Source organism: Pedococcus sp. KACC 23699, assembly GCF_045348425.1.
In the GTDB taxonomy this organism is placed as follows: domain Bacteria; phylum Actinomycetota; class Actinomycetes; order Actinomycetales; family Dermatophilaceae; genus Pedococcus.
Window position 1 is genome coordinate 3,579,971 of record NZ_CP157483.1, and the last position, 17,933, is coordinate 3,597,903.

Annotated in this window: 11 protein-coding genes; 4 read left to right on the forward strand and 7 right to left on the reverse strand. The window is 71.4% G+C overall.

Annotation, left to right across the window (positions count from 1 at the left end; translation table 11 throughout):
• Positions 1-55: 55 nt before the first annotated feature.
• On the reverse strand, positions 56-1,267 hold the full coding sequence (locus ABEG17_RS16765) for a sugar ABC transporter substrate-binding protein (RefSeq protein ID WP_406830616.1): 1,212 nt from the start codon (positions 1,265-1,267) through the stop codon (positions 56-58).
• A 321-nt stretch (positions 1,268-1,588) separates the two neighbouring features.
• Between ABEG17_RS16765 and ABEG17_RS16770 the strand changes: the two genes are divergently transcribed.
• The 3 genes from ABEG17_RS16770 to ABEG17_RS16780 are packed head-to-tail and all read left to right on the forward strand — an operon-like array spanning position 1,589 to position 8,313.
• Positions 1,589-5,434 carry a Pls/PosA family non-ribosomal peptide synthetase gene (locus tag ABEG17_RS16770; RefSeq protein WP_406830617.1) on the forward strand — a complete coding sequence of 1,282 codons (3,846 nt, stop codon included), beginning with the start codon at positions 1,589-1,591 and terminating at the stop codon, positions 5,432-5,434.
• Complete coding sequence (locus ABEG17_RS16775) at positions 5,431-6,750, forward strand: M1 family metallopeptidase (protein ID WP_406830618.1); 1,320 nt, start codon at positions 5,431-5,433, stop codon at positions 6,748-6,750. Before ABEG17_RS16770 ends, ABEG17_RS16775 begins: the two co-directional genes overlap by 4 nt.
• 39 nt (positions 6,751-6,789) lie before the next feature.
• Positions 6,790-8,313 carry a CHAD domain-containing protein gene (locus ABEG17_RS16780; RefSeq protein ID WP_406830619.1) on the forward strand — a complete coding sequence of 508 codons (1,524 nt, stop codon included), beginning with the start codon at positions 6,790-6,792 and terminating at the stop codon, positions 8,311-8,313.
• A 2-nt stretch (positions 8,314-8,315) separates the two neighbouring features.
• Here ABEG17_RS16780 and ABEG17_RS16785 read toward each other — a convergent pair whose 3' ends face one another.
• The 6 genes from ABEG17_RS16785 to ABEG17_RS16810 form a co-directional block, all read right to left on the reverse strand.
• Positions 8,316-9,512, reverse strand: a complete 1,197-nt coding sequence (locus ABEG17_RS16785) for a hypothetical protein (RefSeq protein ID WP_406830620.1) — start codon at positions 9,510-9,512, stop codon at positions 8,316-8,318.
• 80 nt (positions 9,513-9,592) lie between these two features.
• Entirely contained in the window at positions 9,593-10,210 is a 618-nt protein-coding gene (locus ABEG17_RS16790) for a polysaccharide deacetylase family protein (RefSeq protein WP_406830621.1), read from the reverse strand.
• A 388-nt stretch (positions 10,211-10,598) separates the two neighbouring features.
• The gene (locus tag ABEG17_RS16795) at positions 10,599-11,420 is read right to left on the reverse strand and encodes an ABC transporter permease (protein WP_406830622.1); all 822 of its coding nucleotides are present in this window, start codon (positions 11,418-11,420) and stop codon (positions 10,599-10,601) included.
• Positions 11,417-12,319: an ATP-binding cassette domain-containing protein gene (locus ABEG17_RS16800; RefSeq protein ID WP_406833227.1), complete on the reverse strand. Its 903-nt coding sequence runs from the start codon at positions 12,317-12,319 to the stop codon at positions 11,417-11,419. The genes ABEG17_RS16795 and ABEG17_RS16800 overlap by 4 nt, the downstream gene beginning before the upstream one ends.
• Positions 12,320-12,423: 104 nt before the next feature.
• Entirely contained in the window at positions 12,424-13,389 is a 966-nt protein-coding gene (locus tag ABEG17_RS16805; RefSeq protein WP_406830623.1) for an oxidoreductase, read from the reverse strand.
• A gap of 199 nt (positions 13,390-13,588) precedes the next feature.
• Positions 13,589-14,863 carry an MFS transporter gene (locus ABEG17_RS16810; protein ID WP_406830624.1) on the reverse strand — a complete coding sequence of 425 codons (1,275 nt, stop codon included), beginning with the start codon at positions 14,861-14,863 and terminating at the stop codon, positions 13,589-13,591.
• 270 nt (positions 14,864-15,133) lie between these two features.
• Between ABEG17_RS16810 and ABEG17_RS16815 the strand changes: the two genes are divergently transcribed.
• Positions 15,134-17,866 carry a LuxR C-terminal-related transcriptional regulator gene (locus ABEG17_RS16815; protein ID WP_406830625.1) on the forward strand — a complete coding sequence of 911 codons (2,733 nt, stop codon included), beginning with the start codon at positions 15,134-15,136 and terminating at the stop codon, positions 17,864-17,866.
• The last annotated feature ends 67 nt before the right edge of the window (positions 17,867-17,933 follow it).

The following is a 17,933-nucleotide window of genomic DNA, read 5'->3' on the forward strand; positions in this document are numbered from 1 at the left end:
GCTCTCCCCTGTCGACGTGGTGCCTTGATGGAGCAGGACGGTGGGTGGGGCCGGGCTAACCGATCCCCGCTGCCGTGCAGGCGCTGGCCACGTTGCCGGCGCAGAGCTTGTCCTTCGTAACGGCACCGTCCTTGACGACCGTGCTGTTCATGTTCTCCGTGGTCACCCAGATCGGGGTCGTGTACACGGAGGCGATGTCCTTGCCGATCGAGCTGTCAGTGGTCTTGGCGTTCACCAGGGTCGCGGGCGGGGTCACGCCGGCCCGCAGCATGATGGCCAGGGCTGCAGCCGCCTGCGCCTCGAGGTAGATGGGCTTGTAGACCGTGCCGCACTGGTAGCCCGTCAAGATGTTCTGCAGACCTGGGAGCGAGGCATCCTGCCCTGTCGTCGGGAACTTCTTGGCCGGGATCTTGCCGGACTTGAGCACGGCGATGACCGCGTTGGCGTTGTCGTCGTTGGGGGTCACCACCGCGTTGATGTTCTTGTGGGCGGTCCACTGCTGCTGGAACGTCGTCGCAGCGACGGACGGTGTCCACGTCCCAGCGGGCTCTGCGACCTTTACGTAGCTGCCGTCGGCGAACTTGGGGTCCAGCACGGAGTGGTAGCCCTGCGCGAAGAGCTTGGCGTTGTTGTCGGTCGGGTCGCCGTTCATGACCAGGATGTTGGGTTTGGCGACCTTCCACGCGGTCAGGCAGTCGACCTCGCCCTTGCCGATGAGCCCGCCGACCTTCACGTTGTCGAAGCTCACGTAGTAGCGGCTGGCCGGACCACCCTTGACCAGGCGGTCGTAGTCGATGACCTTGGCGCCGGCCGCCTCGGCCTTGCTCTCGATGGCCGCGCCCGATCCGGGATCGAGGGGGTCGACGAGCAGGACGGTCGCGCCGCCCGTGATCATGGCATCAGCCTGGGTCTGCATCGTCGACGCACTGCCCTGAGCGTTCTGGATGACGAACTTGTCCGACGTGAGTCCCGCTTCGGTGAAGGCCTTCGTCAGGTATGGCGCGTCGTACTGCACGTAGCGCGTCGAGGTCGTCGTGTCCGGCAGCAGGACACCGATCTTGCCCTTGCCCTGCGCGGCGAGCGCGGCCAGCTGCTTCATCTGCGAGAAGTCGGAGGTGAATGCCGCAGCATCGACCTGGGGAACCGTTGCCGAGCTCGAGCTCGACGAGCTCGAGCTGGTGTTGCTGCTGCTGGCGCAGCCTGCGAGCAGGAGCAGAGCAGCCATCCCGGCGGACACCGGCGCCACCGTCCTTCGGGTTGCAACCATGACAGACTCTTCCCGTGAGTGGTCAGCCCTGGGCTGCGCCCAGCGCTCGTGAATGGTGCGCCACGGCGGAGGGCCGCCCTGCCCTCGGACCCCCCTGGTGCCGTAGTGCCCTCGCTCATCGTGTCCCCGGGTTCAACACCCCGCACAGGGACCTATGTCCCAGTCCCTTCGCGCCCGACTCGCGAGCCATGGCTCTGACAGCGTCCCGCCAGCGCTTCACCCGCTGTTCACCGCCATCGGTCACAATGCACCCATGTGCAGTGCGCTCTCCTTCCCGCCGGACGTCACCACGTGACGCTCCTGCGGGCGGACCGAGCTCCGTTGCCCCGGACGCTCGTGGACATCTTCGAGGAGACCGTGGCCGCGTCGCCGGACGAGCCGGCCCTGGACAACGGTGCCGTCGTGCTGACCTACAGCGAGTTCCAGGAGGCGAGCGAGCTCGTCGCCGGCGAGCTCAACGCCCTGGGCGTCGGGCGGGGTGATCGGGTCGGTGTCCGGCTGAGGTCCGGGACGACGGACCTCTACGTCGCCATCATGGGCACCCTGCTGGCCGGGGCCGCCTACGTCCCGGTCGATGCCGACGATCCGGAGGAGCGGGCGCGCACAGTGTTCGGCGAGGCCGCCGCCGCCGCGGTGATCAGTTCCGATCTCTCGATCACCTTACGGGACAATGGGATTCGACGGCCGGTCGAGGCCGAGGAGCCTGAGGTCACCGATGACGCCTGGGTCATCTTCACGTCGGGTTCGACCGGTCTGCCCAAGGGGGTCGCCGTGTCACACCGGTCGGCAGCAGCCTTCGTCGACGCCGAGTCCCGGCTCTTCCTGCAGGACGCGCCGCTGGGGACCCGTGACCGCGTCATGGCCGGACTCTCCGTCGCCTTCGACGCCTCGTGCGAGGAGATGTGGCTCGCGTGGAGGTATGGCGCGTGCCTGGTGCCCGCCCCGCGGTCGCTGGTGCGCAGCGGGCTGGAGCTGGGGCCGTGGCTGGTGGCCAACCGCATCACGGTCGTCTCGACCGTGCCGACGCTGGCAGCGCTGTGGCCGACGGATTCGCTCTCAGCCGTCCGACTGCTCATCCTCGGCGGCGAGGCCTGCCCGCCCGAGATCGGCACGAGGCTCGCCACTCCCCGACGCGAGGTGTGGAACACCTACGGTCCGACCGAGGCCACGGTCGTGGCCTGCGGTGCACAGCTCACCGGTGAGGGACCGGTGCGCATCGGTCTCCCGCTGGATGGCTGGGACCTGGCCGTCGTCGACGGTGCCGGGAGCCCGGTCGGGCCGGGGGAGAGCGGCGAGCTGATCATCGGTGGGGTCGGCCTCGCGCGCTACCTCGACCCCGAGAAGGACGCCGAGAAGTTCGCCCCCATGCCGTCCCTGGGCTGGGAGCGGGCGTACCGCAGCGGCGACGTCGTGCGCAACGAACCGGAGGGTCTGGTCTTCGCCGGGCGCGCCGACGACCAGGTCAAGGTCGCCGGGCGCCGGATCGAGCTGGGCGAGGTGGACAGCGCCCTGCTCGCGCTCCCCGGCGTCACGGGCGCGGCCACGGCGGTGCGGCGAACGGGGGCCGGTCACGCCATGCTTGTCGGTTACGTCGTCGTCACCGACGCGTTCGACCTCGAGCAGTCGCTCGCGGCCCTGCGCGGGTCCATGCCCGCACCGCTGGTGCCCCGGCTGGCCGAGGTCGACGACCTCCCCACACGCACCTCCGGCAAGATCGACCGCGACGCCCTGCCCTGGCCGGTCCCCACCCTCGGCACCAAGCCCGGCTCCGGTGCGAGCGTTCCCCTCGAGGGGACGGCGGGCTGGCTTCAGGAGCTCTGGCTGGAGATCCTCGGTGCGGTGGTCTCCGGACCCGACGAGGACTTCTTCGACGTCGGCGGCGGCAGCCTGGCGGCGGCGCACCTGGTGTCCCGGCTCCGCGAGCGCTTCCCCGAGGTCACCGTCGCCGACGTGTACGACGCGCCGCGGCTCGGGGCGATGGCCGCGCTGCTCGACGGGCTGGCTGCGCCTGCCGCGGCCCAGACCAGGAAGGTCCGTCCGGTCCCGAGGATCACGCAGCTGGGGCAGGTGGCCTTCACCGTCCCGTTGCGCACCCTGACCGGACTGCGTTGGTGCGTCTGGATCGCCGCAGGGAACAACCTCGCGTCCCAGCAGTGGGGACTCACGTGGCTGCCCACCACGTCGTGGTGGTTCGTCGTCATCGGATGGCTGACCCTCGTGACACCAGTGGGTCGGCTCGCGCTCAGCGCCGTGGGCGCGCGGCTGCTCCTGCGCGGCATCGGACCCGGCGAGTACCGCCGCGGTGGCTCGGTCCACCTGCGGCTGTGGGCGGCCGAGCGACTCGTCGACGAGCTCGGTGCGGCCAACCTCGCCGGCGCACCCTGGATGCGCCTCTACGCCCGTGCGCTGGGCGCCCACGTCGGCAGGCACGTGGACCTGCACGCCATACCTCCCGTCACGGGGTTGGCCAGCTTCGGTGACGCGTGCTCGATCGAGCCGGAGGTCGACCTCGCTGGCCACTGGCTCGACGGTGACCTCCTGCACATCGGGCGCACCGCCATCGGTGAGGGTGCCAGGGTCGGGGCGCGGAGCACCCTCGCACCCGGAAGCAGCGTGGGTGTCCGGGCCGAGGTGGCGCCGGGCTCTGCGGTGTTCGGGGTCGTCCCCGCCGACGAGTCCTGGGGCGGGTCACCCGCCGCGCGGTCCGGCCCCGCCCGCGGTCCGTGGAACGACCGGAGACCGGAGAACCGTCCCCAGTGGATCGTGGCGTATGGCGCTGCGGCTGTGGTGATATCGGTCCTCCCGCTGATCTCCGTCGGCGTCGCCGCAGCGAGCATCGCTGCGGCGCTGAGGGACGCGACCAGCATCTCCTCCGCCCTGGGCGCAGCACTCGTGTGGCTCCCGGTCGCCACCCTCGTGGGCCTGTTGACGCTGGCCGTGCTGATCTGTGCGCTGGTCCGGTTGCTGTCGGTCGGGCTGACGACCGGCCACCACGCGATCCACGGCCGCCAGGCCTGGCAGGCCTGGTCGATCGTGCGGGTCCTCGACGAGGCCCGCACCTGGCTGTTCCCGCTGTACTCCAGCAGCCTCACCCCGGCCTGGCTCCGGCTCCTGGGAGCCAGGATCGGTCGCGAGGTCGAGGCCTCGACCGTCCTGCTCATCCCCACGCTGACCACGGTCAACGACGGCGCCTTCCTCGCTGACGACACGCTGCTCGGCGGGTACGAGCTGGGCGGGGGATGGCTGCGCATCGAGCGGGTCAAGGTCGGCAAGCACGCCTTCATCGGCAACTCCGGCATGACCGCTCCGGGACGCCGGGTGCCCAAGCGCGGCCTGGTCGCCGTGCTCTCCGCCGCCCCGCGCAGGGCCAAGGCCAAGGCGGGGACCTCGTGGCTGGGCAGCCCACCCACGCAGCTTCGGCGGGCAGCCGCCACCGGTGACACGACGCGGACCTACGACCCGCCCCGCCGGCTACGAGTGGCTCGGGCGGCGGTGGAGGTGTGCCGCCTGGCTGCCGTGATGGCCCACCTCGCCATCTGTGTCGGGGTCGTCGCCGTCACCGAGTGGGTCGCCGTCCACGTCGGCTGGGGGGTCGCGGCCGTCACGACGGGTCTGGCCCTGCTGGCCGGGGGAGCCGTGGCCGCCCTGACCGCCACCGCCGCGAAATGGCTCCTCGTCGGCCGGATCCGGGCCACGGAGCACCCCCTGTGGAGCTCGTTCGTGTGGCGCAACGAGCTGGCCGACACGTTCGTCGAGGTGGTCGCCGCCCCGTGGTTCGCCCGAGGGGCGACCGGCACGGTCGTCCTCAACTGGTGGCTGCGCAGCATGGGAGCCGACATCGGGCGTGGGGTCTGGTGCGAGACGTACTGGCTGCCCGAGGCGGACCTGGTCTCGCTGCAGGACGGCGTCACGGTGAACAGGGGTTGCGTGGTGCAGACCCACCTGTTCCACGACCGGGTCCTCAGCCTGTCCCCGGTCACGCTGCGCCGGGGGTCGACCCTGGGGTCGAACGGCGTGATCCTGCCCGCTGCGGTGATCGGGAAGCACGCTACGGTCGGACCCGTGTCCCTGGTCATGAGAGGTGAGTCCGTCCCCGACGGCACCCGTTGGATCGGCAACCCCATCGGCCCGTGGGCCGCGGGTGACGACGGGCCATCGTCTCGGTGATCGGCGGAGCAGACCCCTACATCCCCGGCCACGGTGACCTGAGCTTCGACGTCGAGCACTACGACCTGGCGCTGGACTACAAGGTGGACACCAACCACCTGGCGGGCCGGGCCGTGCTGCGGTGCAGGGCCAACCAGGACCTGGAGCGCATCCAGCTCGACCTGCACGCACTGCGGGTCGCCAAGGTCACCCTCGACGGTGCGGTCCCGCGCCGCCACCAGCACCGAGCGGGGCGGCTGGTCCTCCAGCCGCACACCCCTGTGCCGGCGGGGGAGGCGTTCACGGTCACCGTGACCTACTCGGGTCGCCCCACCACCGTCCCCGGGGCCGACGGTGGGGCCGGCTGGGAGGAGCTGACCGACGGCGCGATCGTCGCGGCCCAGCCCGACGGCGCACCGACGTGGTTCCCCTGCAACGACCGCCCCTCGAACAAGGCGACCTACCGCTTCGAGGTGTCGACGCCGGTCGGCTACCGCACGGTTGCCAACGGCCGGTTGGTGGGCCGGCGCGCCGCGTCCAGCCGCGTCGTCTGGATCTACGAGCAGCCCGAGCCGATGGCGACCTACCTCGCTACCCTGCAGATCGGGCGCTACCGAACCACGGTCCTGACCGGCTCCCCGGTCCCGATCAGCGTCGAGGCACCGTCGGGTCTGGCGAGCGAGGTCGGTCTCGCGCTGTCGCGACAGGCCGAGATGATGAGGGTCTTCGTCGACCTCTTCGGGCCATACCCCTTCGCGGCATACACGGTGGTGGTGACCGAGGACGACCTCGAGATCCCGCTGGAGTCCCAGACGCTGTCCACCTTCGGCGCCAACCACCTGACCACGGACTGGCAGGACCAGCGCCTGATCGCCCACGAGCTGTCCCACCAGTGGTTCGGCAACTCCCTCACGGCGACCACGTGGCGCGACATCTGGCTGCACGAGGGTTTTGCCTGCTACTGCGAGTGGATCTGGTCCGAAGCCGCAGGAGGTCGCTCGGCGCAACGCCTCGCCTCAGAGCACTGGAGGCGGTTGAACAGCGCTCCGCAGGACCTCATCCTCGCGGACCCGTCCAGAGCGCGGATGTTCGACGACCGGGTCTACAAACGGGGAGCCCTGCTCCTGCACGCCTTGCGCCTGAAGCTCGGCGACCCCCAGTTCTTCTCGATGGTCCGCGACTGGGTGGCGACCAACCAGCACGGTGGAGTGACCACCACCCGGTTCATCGAGCACGTGGGCCGGGCCGCGGGAGGCTCCGAACCGGGGGTGCGTCAGCTGCTCAACGCCTGGCTCTTCCAGCCACAGCTCCCCGCGCTGCCCGCGTCCTCGCGCTGACGCGGCAGTCACCGCGGAGATTTCCTGCGACGATGCCTCATGGGCATCCAGCAGCAGGATGAGGTGGAACGCAAGTTCGTGGTGGACCCGGAGGTGGTCCTCCCACCGCTGACCGTCGTCGGGGGCGTCACGAGGCTGGGCCCGTCGACGGCCGTTGACCTGCACGCCGTCTACTTCGACACGCCGCAGCTCGACCTGCACCGCCGCGGCATCAGCCTGCGGCGCAGGTCGGGGGGCGAGGACGAGGGATGGCACCTCAAGCTGCCGTCCGACGGCGACCGCCGCACCGAGCTGCGCGTGCCCCTGGGGCGTTCACGGTCGCGGGTGCCGGCCAGGCTGCTCGACCCGGTCCGGTCGGTGGTTCGCGACCGGCCCCTGCATGCCGTGGCCTCCCTGGACACCCACCGCGTCCAGCAGCAGCTGGTGGGTGCCGACGGTGTGGTGCTCGCGTGGCTGTGCGACGACACGGTCGCTGGCAGGCGCCTCGACGGCACCGACGAAGGACAGACGTGGCGGGAGATCGAGGTCGAGCTCGTCGAGGGAACACCTGAGGTGTTGGACGCGGTGGGGGCGGCGCTCGTGCTCGCAGGTGCCACGCAGCCGCCCGCGACGTCCAAGGTGCGCCGGGTCCTCGGAGCCGTCGACCACGACGAGGGACGGCGCGTCGCGCGCCACACGAAGAGGGCCTCCGCGCGTGAGGAGCTCCTGGCCTACCTCGAGGAGCACATCGCCGCGCTCCACCGCGCCGACCAGGACGTGCGGACGGGAGGCGAGGAAGGTGTCCACCGCCTGCGCATCGCGGCGCGACAGCTGAGGGCCGTCCTCACCACCTACGAGCCCCTCATGGGCAAGGACGCGGTGCGGGGGGTCCGCACAGACCTGCGGTGGCTGGGCCAGGCCATGGCCGGGCCGCGGGATGCCCAGGTGCTGCAGGACCGACTCATCCGACTCGTCAGCGAACAGCCGCGCGACCTCGTGCTGGGGCCGGTGCGCGCCCGCGTGACCCGCGACCTCTCTGCCACCCGTCGAGCGGCGACGGGCAGCGTACGAACCGTCCTGCGCAGTGCTGAGTACTACCGGCTCCTCGACACCCTCGACGACCTGCTCGAGTTCGAGGGCTGGGCCCCGGTTGCTGGCAGCCGGGCCCGGGACGTGCTGCCGGACCTGCTCCGCCACGACCTGCGCGACGTCCACCGGGCGATTCGTCGGACGCCCCCTGACGGCCCCGAGCGGGACGCGGCACTGCACGAGGTGCGCAAGAAGGCCAAGAAGCTCCGCTACTCCGCCGAGAGCGCGGTGCCTTCGCTCGGTCCCCGGGCAGCCGTCCTGGCCAGGCGGGCCAAGGAGATCCAGACCGCGCTGGGTGAGCACCAGGACGCCGTGATGGCAGCCCGGATGCTGCGCCGGTACGCGGCCGAGGCCGATGCCGACGGCGACTCGTCGTTCACCTTCGGGAGGTTGCACGCGCTGGAGGAGGAGCGGGCGCGGCTGGCAGAGAAGGCTTTTCGACGAATACAGGGGACCCTGCCCCGGCGGCACCTGAGGCGCTGGCTCAGGGGATGACGTCAGCGGGTGTTGCCGGTGTGGCCCAGGCTGAACCGGCCCGGCTGGGGCCAGACGGCCAGCCCGTGCGGGCCCTGGTCGACGGGGATCTTGTGGAGGACCTTGCCCGTGCGGGTGTCGAAGACGTAGACCTCGGCGTCGTAGCGCCCGGCCAGCCACAGCTGTGAACCGTCGGCCGTGACACCGCCCATGTCGGGCGAGCCGCCCCCCGGGATCTTCCACAGCGCGTCCTTGGTCAACGTTGCGCTGTCCAGGACCGTGACCGTCCCCTCGTCCCTGTTGGAGACGAAGACCCGGGCTCCGTCCCGCGATGGGTAGATGCCGTGCGCGCCCATGCCGGTGCGGATGAACCGGGCCACCTTCAGGGTGCGGGCGTCGATCACCCAGACGCCGTTGCGCAGCATGTCGGCCACGAGGAAGTTGCGGCCGTCGGGGGCGAGGCGGACGTCCTGCGGCATCGAGCTGGCACCCGGCAGCAGGCCGTTCTTCGGGCTGCCCGGCATGGCCATGGCCTCCTCGGGTGAGGTGGCCCCCTTCGTCTTCACGGTGTTGAGGTTGATCACCTTGCGCACCTTGGTGGCGTTGCGGTCGATGACCATGATCTTGCCGGTGAACTCGCAGCTGGCGAGGAAGAACGACAGGTCGGCCGAGTAGTCGGCGTGGTTGATGCCGGCGCACGGCACCTTCAACGAACGCTGCAGCTTCATCGTGGGCGCGTCACGGACGTCGATGCGGTGCAGGCGCTCTGCCATCACCAGGGCGTGCTTGCCGTCCGGGGTGAAGTAGAGGTTGTAGGGGTCCTCGACCGGGATGGTGCGGCCCGCCTTGCCGGTGACCGGGTCGATCGGGGTCAACGTGTTGCCCAGGTCGGCGTTGACCCACAACGTCTTCATGTCCCAGGACGGGACGACGTGCTGCGGCTCGCGCGGGGTGCTGAACCGGCCGACGACCTTGTAGGTGCGCGGGTCGATCAGCTGCACGGTGTTGCTCATCGTGTTGGGCACGTAGACCATCGGTCGCGCCGTCTTGGCCGTGGGGGAGAGAGCTCCGGCGCCCGCCGCGGCATACACGTTGATGGACGTGCCCGTCGTGGTCCCGCGGGTGCCGGCGGTCGCCGTGCCCTTGGCCGGGGAGGTCGCCGGACGTGACGTCGGCGCGGGATCTGCGTTGCCGGCGCACGCTCCCACGAGCAGGCTCACGGCCACAGCAGAGGTGAGCGCGACGGAGAGGCGACCACCGGCGCGGGGTCGACCGGGCCGACGGCGGAAGGAAGGAACCACTACACGCTCCGGAGCAGGTCGGTGAGGTGAACGGCCTTGAGCTGGCGGGTGCGCAGGCCGGTGAGGATGGCGGGCAATGCCTCCACCGTACCGGGGTGCCCGAAGTGCAGGCTGACGATCGATCCCGGCCGCACCGCCTCGAGAGTGCGGCGCCGGACAGCGGACGCACCCGGGTCGCGGAAGTCCTCGGGATCCACGTCGTAGGACACACACCGGTGGTAGCCGGCGGCGGCCGCCGCCGCCCTGATGTCCGGGGTGCTCCGCTGGGTGCCGGAGGGGCGGAACCACCATCCGGCCGTCCCCACCGCCGTCTTCAGGGCGGCTGCCCCACGCACCGCCTCGTCGGTGGCCTGGGTCCGCGTCAGCTGCTTCATCTGCTGGTGGCTCCAGGTGTGGTTGCCGAGCTCGTGGCCCCCGGCCAGGATCTCCCGGCCCAGGTGCGGGTACTGGGTCAACCAGGTGCCGACCGCGAAGACCGTCACCGCTGCGTCGGCCTTGGCGCAGATGTGGAGGATCTCCCGCGCCATGTCCTCGGGGCCCTGCCCGTGGAAGGTCAGTGCCACCTGGTCGCCCGTGGTCGGTCCGTGCGTGATGTCGGCGCCGCTGGTCAGTGCCACCCGGGGAGGGCCTGAGGGGCGGGCACTCGGGCCGGTTGCGCTGCTCCCGGTCGTCCCCGACGAGGTCGGGGTCGCAGCGGCTGTACCGCTCGTTCCCGTGGCCGTGGCATCCGCGGAGGGGGAACCCGACCCGTCAGTGCTGCACGCGGACAGGGCGATGCCCGAGATCCCGGTCAGGCCCGCGGCCAAGATGGTCCGTCGGCCGTAGGCGCGCGACGCTTCTCCTGCTGCAGCAGGCTCCTCAGGTGGTTCCACAGGTACGCAGACTAGAGGGTGCGCCCCAACGCTTCCTGAGGACGGTCCCCCTTCGGCGTGGCGGCCCCGCCCAGGGGCCGGGCCGCCACTGGCTCACGTCACCCGGGCCGCTCCCGGTCCTGTCCGACCGCGCTCACTTGACCTCGGCGCGACGGACCACCAGCAGACCGACCGCCATCGGCAGGAGGAACCCCAGCGCCCCGGCACTCGCGAGGTGCTGCCACTGCTGGCCCGTGAGGCTGCCGTCGAAGAGCGGACGCTGCGCGTAGCTGAAGTCCACCCATGGCTGCAGGTCCGCGAACCACTTCTGGTTCGCGGCCAACAGCCCCAGCAGCGGAGGCAGCACCAGGGTGTAGACGAAGTACGTGACGATCGCGCCCGCCGAGTTGCGGATGACCAGGCCGAGCATGAACCCGAACAGCATCCCCAGCACGCTGCCCACGACGATCAGGGCGAAGTGGGTGACCGAGACGTTCCAGACGGCGTCGACGCCGGCGATGGCGCTCCCGACGACGGTGCCCAGTGCGCCGACGACGAGGGCGACGAACATCGACACGACTCCCACCGTCGTCGCGGCCACGAACTTCGCGCCGAGCACCCGGCCCCGGTGCGGCACGAGGGTGAAGGTCGTCAGGCCGCTGCGCTGGCTCCATTCGCTGGTCACCGCGAGGATCCCGATCATCGGCAGGATCACGGTCATCGGTGCGCCGATGGCGGCGGCGAAGTTGTCGTAGGTGAGCTGGTCGTCGGGGGCGAACACGATGATGGCGGCGGTGGCGAGGACGCTCGTGATGACGAGGCTGGCCATCAGCCAGAAGCCCGAGCGGGTGTCGAACATCTTGCGCAGCTCCACCGCGACGATGCGGGAGAGGGGGATCCTGGCCGGTTCGGTCCGGGTACGGGGCCCGGCGGGGGCCGCCCCGGAGGGCCGGGTCGTGAGGACGGTGGTGCTCATGCTGCTGCTCCTTCGCGCTGAGTGTCTGCGGTGAGCTCGAGAAACATCTCCTCGAGCCCGGCTCCGTCGGCGACGCGGAGCTCGGTGAGGGCCAGACCGGCGGCCAGGGCGACCTCGCCGACCTGCGTAGGTGGGGCGTCGGTGGTCACGCTGCCGTCGGCGTGGGCGGTGACGCTCAGCCCGGCCTGTTCCATCGACCGGGCCAGGGCGCCGGCGTCACGGGCCCGGGCCACGGTGCCGGCACCTGCGAGCAGGTCGGCCTTGGTGCCCTGCGCCACGATGCGGCCGTTCCCTATGACGACGAGGTCGTCGGCGATGACCTCGATCTCGTGCAGGAGGTGGGACGACAGCAGGACGGTGCCGCCTGCGTCGGCGAACCCGCGCAGGAGGTCACGCATCCAGCGGATGCCGGCGGGGTCCAGCCCGTTCGCCGGCTCGTCTAGGACGAGCACCCGGGGCTCCCCGAGGAGGGCGGTCCCGATGCCCAGGCGCTGGCGCATCCCCAGCGAGTAGTCACGGACTCGCCGGTCGGCCTCCTGGGTAGTGAGGCTGACGAGGTCGAGGGTCTCCTGGACACGGGTCCGGGGGAGTCCCATCGTGCGCTGGGCGACGGTCAGGATCTCCCGACCCGTGCGGCCGGCGTGCTGGGCGGAGGCGTCCAGCAGGACACCCACCTCCCGGCCGGGGTTGGGCAGGTCGGTGAACCGGCGGCCGTCCACCGTGGCCGTCCCCGAGGAGGCCGGGGTGAGGCCGACGATGATCCGCATGGTGGTGGACTTGCCGGCGCCGTTGGGGCCGAGGAAGCCGGTCACCCGACCCGTGGCCGCCGTGAACGAGACGTCGTCGACGGCGGTGAGCCCGCTGCCGTACTTCTTCGTGAGTGATTCGACGGTGATCATGTCGAGCAGCGTGGCCCCGGCCACCGGGTGGACACATCGGGGAGTCACCGGATGCGCACCCTGACCTGACCCTGACACCGGGTCAGGGTTCGGGTCGCGCCGACTCAGACGTTGCCGGTGGTCTCGAGGGAGAGCTCCCAGAGGCGGTCGGCGCTGTCCGGGTCCAGGGCGTAGGAACGCACACCCTCGCGCGGGTGCTCGGGCGTCCACGGGACGGCCTCGGCGCAGTCCTCGAGGTAGAGGCCCCCGACCCCTTCGAGCTCGGGGGCAAGCGCGGCCCAGACGCTGGTGCTGGCGCCCTGCTCGGTGTTCTTGAACCCCTCCACCGGCTGGTCGTGCTCGTCCAGCCATCCCATGGCGCGCTGCTCCTCGATGGGCAGGTGCCGCTGCAACGGGGTCATGATGCCGCCCGGCATGACGGCGTTGGCCGTGACGCCCTGGTCGTGGTGGCGATGGTGGAAGCCGACGGCGAAAAGGGAGTTGGCGGTCTTCGCCTGCCCGTACGCCGTCCACTTCTCGTAGCCACCCTGACGGAAGTGGGGGTCCTCCCACCGGATGTCCGACCGGAGGTGGCCGATCGAGGACAGCGACACCACGCGGGAACTGACACCGGCAGCCTGGGCGCCGGCCACCAGCGACGGGGTGAGCAGGACCGCGAGCCGGAAGTGCCCGAAGTGGTTGGTGCCGATCTGCATCTCCAGACCGTCTGTCGTGTACGCCAGCGGGCACGCCATGACGCCGGCGTTGTTGACCAGCAGGTTCAGGGGCCGCCCACCCCAGCGCTCGCCGAAGGCGGCCACCGAAGCCAGGTCGGACAGGTCCAACGCCTCGAAGGAGGTCCGGCCGGGCGCCGTCCGGTCGATGTCGACGATGACCTCACGGGCCAGGTCGGGTTTGCGGGCGGCGATCACCACGTCGGCGCCGGCCTCGGCGAGGGCGCGTGCGGTCTCCACACCGATGCCCGTCGCGGCCCCGGTGACGATCGCGGTGCGGCCGGCGAGATCGTGGCCGGCGGCCACCTCGCGGGCCGTGGAGTAGCGGTGGAACTCGGACGTGATGCGTTGGGCCATGAGGGACTCCTGGACTCACCGCCGACCCGGCGTCGACCTCCAGAGTCTCTCAGTTGCGGCGCCGGCCGGCACGCCCTCGTCCGCGGCGCCGGCCGGCACGCCGTCGTCCGCGGCGACGGCCGCGTCCCATCGGAGATCGCCAGGCTCGGGGTCACCAACCGCCGCGCGGCGGTACGGCGCGCCGGCGAGCTCGACCTCCTCAGCGAGCGGCCTTGACGGGCAGGATCGCGGCGGCTCCCAGCGCGGCGCACCCGGCGGCCACGGCATACAGGACCGGGTAGCTCCCGCCCGACCCGGCGAGGATCGAGGGGGCCAGCGCGGGCGCCACCGCGAACGGGAGGGCGCCGGCATAGTTGAGGACACCGAGGTCCTTGGCCGCGTGGGCTTGGTCGGGGAGGACGTCGGCGACCAGCGCGAGGTCCACGGCGAAGTACATGCCGAACCCGAGTCCGCTGATCGCGATGCCCACGAGGAAGCCTCCGTAGCTGTCGGCCAGCCCGACCACGACCATCGCGACGGCATAGACGACGGCGGCGCCGGCGACGAACGGCTTGCGTCGACCCAGTCGGTCCGACACCCGACCACTGACCAGCGAGGTCACCACGACGGCGGTCGCCTGCACGAGGGTGGCAACGAAAACCTGTTGCGGCACAGCACCTTCCGCTGTCCCGAGGTGATCGATGAGGTAGTACACCTGGTAGGTGGACAAGAAGGCGTAGGCGAGCACGAACAAGAACCTGCTCGCGAACGCCCAGGCGAAGTCAGGGCAGCGCCGCGGGTCGAAGTAGAAGGTGCCGGCCAGCTCCCTCGACGACCATGCGGGCCGGTCATCGCGGGGCAGACGCCGGTCGTCGAGGGTCGCGGCGAAGGCGAGGACGCAGACCCCGCCGACGACGCATGGTGCGAGGAACATCGTCAGCTGGCTGCCGATGAAGGTCCGCACCAGGAACGTCGCGCCCACGGACGCGATCGGCAGGCACACGCCGAGGATGCCCGAGACGAGCCCGCGCTGTGCCGTGGGCACCTGGTCGGGCAGGACGGCCACCTGCACCGCGAGCAGGGCGTTGAAGCACAGCTGGGCTGCGCACCACCCCACCAGCACGACCCCGACGGTGTCGGCCGTCGCGACGACGGTGATCGCCGCCGTGCCCCCCAGCAGTCCCAGGACCATCCACGGTCGGCGCCTGCCGAAGCGGGAGGTGGTGCGGTCGCTGAGCCTGCCGACCAACGGGTTGCCGACGAGCGCGACGAGGGAGCCGACCCCGACCACGAGGGCCAGTGTGGCGGGGGCCCGTGCGATGCCCACCAATGCGTTCACCTTGAGTGCCAACGTGATCGAGACCGGCGCGATGAGCACCAGGGAGGTCCCCATGTACGCCGCGGCGTAGCGGGCGATGAATCCTGGCCCCACCCGTGCCGGTCCCACGGACCCCGACCGTGGTGCGGGGTGGCGGGTGTCGGCGTCGAGCTGCATGCCGTGCCCCCTCGGGTCGGGTTCGGACCTGTTGCCGCAACTCCGCACCCGGCTCCGTTCCCCTCACGGTAGGGACCGGTGCGGGGGCCGGCCATAGCCCGGGCGGGCCGCCTCCGGCGTCATGGCACGTGATGTCCGGGTTCGTCGGCCTTGGTTCGTCAGGTTTCTCCTCAGACACGGTGATGCCCGCTCATCACGCCGAGACCTGGCGTGCCGACCGTCTCGCCCGATCCCGGCGAGTGGTCGCGGTCCCACTCCTATGCTCGACCCATGGCGGTCCTGGGCACCAAGCTCCACCGGCCGGTCCCTCGCCGCGAGCTGGTCCCTCGGCCACGGCTGACCGACCGGATGGTCGCCGGGGCGCATCCTCGGCTGGTCCTCGTCTCGGCTCCGGCCGGGTCCGGCAAGACCACGCTGCTGAGCCAGTGGCTCGACACGACAGCCGCGGGGGACCGCGTGGCCTGGGTCTCGCTCGACGAGGCGGACAACGACCCGCGTCGATTCCTCGAGCACCTGGTTGCTGCCCTCCAGACGGTGGGCGACTTCGACGAGGCGGTCGAGCGCGTGACCTCGGCAGGACCCGTGCCCGCCGATGCAGTCATGGAGAGCGTCGTCAACGAGCTCGACCTCCAGCCACGGGGCATTGTCATCGCCCTGGACGACTACCACGTCGTCGAGGCTCCCGAGGTCCAGCGCGCAGTGGCCTTCCTGCTGGACCACCTGCCTCCCCACGCCGTCCTGGCGATCGCCACCCGTGCCGACCCCGCGCTCCCGTTGGCGAGGCTGCGCGCCCGGGGCGAGCTGGTCGAGGTCCGCGGCGTGGACCTGCGCTTCACCCCTGACGAGGCGGGGTCGTTCCTCTCCGACGTCATGGGCCTGCGGCTCGACGACGTCCAGGTCGCCGCCCTCGAGTCCCGCACCGAGGGCTGGGCCACCGGGCTCCAGCTCGCAGGACTGTCGTTGCGCGGCGTCGAGGACACCGCCCGGTTCGTCGAGGACTTCACCGGCAGCCACCGGTTCGTCCTGGACTACCTGGTCGAGGAGGTGCTGCGCCACCAGCCCGAGCCGGTGCGCCGCTTCCTGCTCGAGACGTCCGTCCTGGACCAGCTGACCGGGCCGTTGTGCGACGCCCTCACGGGTGCGGCCGACGGCAGCGCCACGCTCGAGATGCTCGACCGGGGCAACGTCTTCGTCATCGCCCTGGACGACGAGCGGCGTTGGTACCGCTACCACCACCTGTTCGCCGACGCCCTCAAGGCACGGCTGGGCGCCGGCTCACCGTTACGGGTTCCGCTCCTGCACCGCGCTGCCCGCGACTGGTATGCCGCGCAGCGACGGCCCGAGGACGCGTTGCGTCACGCGCTGCTGGCTGAGGACCCCGAGCGCGCGGCAGACCTCCTCGAGGCGCTGCTGCCCGACGTCCGGCGCGAGCGACGCGACGTCGAGCTCCGCGAGTGGCTGGTCGCGCTGCCGGACGACACCGTCCGCGGCCGTGGCCTGCTGGCCACCTACCGCGCCTGGAGCAGCCTGGTCGAGGGCGACCTCGACGGGGTCGAGGGGTGGTTGTCCCACGCCGAGGCAGCCCTGGTGGCCAACCCGGCGGTCGCTGCGCCGGACGCCTCGGTCGCCGCGCTGGAGGAGCTGCGCACCCTGCCGGCGACCGTGGCCATCTTCCGGGCGTCGGCAGCACAGGCACATGGCGACACCGACGCCTCGGAACGCCATGCCCGGCGCGCGCTGGAGCTGACCGGTCCCGCCGACCACATGGCGCGAGGCGGAGCCCTGGGCTTCCTCGGTCTCGCCGCGTGGGCGCGTGGCGACCTGACTGCCGCCGTGCCGGCCTTCTCCCGGGCCGTGGACAGCCTGGCGGGGGCCGGGGATGTCGCCGACGAGCTCGGCAGCGCGGTCGTCCTCGGCAGCATGTGGCTGGCCCGTGGCCGACCCGACGAGGCCCGGCGCCTGTACTCCCGCGCGTTGTCGACGGCGCAGCGGCATCCCGGGGACGCCCTGACCACGCTCGGAGACCTCCACGTCGGGCTGGCCGACGTCCTGCTCGAGCAGGGGGACCTCGCCGCGGCGGCCGAACACCTGGCGACGGCGCGGTCGCTGGGGGAGTCGACGTCACTGTTCGAGAACCGGTACCGCTGGTTCGTGGCCGCGGCCCGGCTGCGAAGGGCGCAGGGCGACCTCGAGGCCGCCGTCGACCTGCTCGACCGGGCGCAGCAGCTCCACCTGCCCGGCTTCTTCCCGGAGCTGCATCCCGTCGCGGCCCAGCGTGCGAGGGTGAGGATCGCGCAGGGACGGCTGGCTGACGCGACGGACTGGGCCAGGACGCGCGAGGTCGAGCAGGTGGACGAGCCCGGTTACCTCGACGAGTACGACCAGCTCACCCTGGTGCGCCTGCTGCTGGCGCGGCACCGAGCCGGCGACCCCGGGGCAGGCGACGACCAAGTAGCCCATGAGCGATCCGGCGACGGGCGAGCCCCGCTCGACGAGGCCCGGTTCCGGCTCGAGCGACTGGTCCCGGACGCAGCCAAGGGCGGGCGGGACGGCAGCCTGGTCGAGATCTGGATGCTGCAGGCGCTCGTGCAGGACGCCGCGGGTGACCGGCGCGCGGCCCTGTCCCACCTCGAGGCAGCCCTCGTCCGGGCCGTGCCCGCAGGGTTCGTCGGCCTCTTCCTCGACGAGGGCGAACCCATGGACCGACTCCTCGCGACCGCCGAGAGGATGCCCACCGCCGGTGCCGACGCCCGCACGCTCAGGCACGCGGCATACCGGCGGGTGGTCGCGGTGCCCGCACCCACGGCGGTCGAAGGGCTCAGCGACCGAGAGAGGGAAGTTCTCGTCCTGCTCGCCACGGCACTGAGCGGGCCCGAGATCGCCCGCGAGCTGTTCGTTTCGGTCAACACGTTGCGCACGCACACCAAGCACATCTTCACCAAGCTCGACGTCAGGACCCGTCGTGCCGCGGTGAGCCGTGCGAGCGAGCTCGGTCTGATCTGAGCGGGCACCGCGACGACCACATCACCATGTCGGTCACCTCGGTTGGTGATTCGCCGTCACCACGACC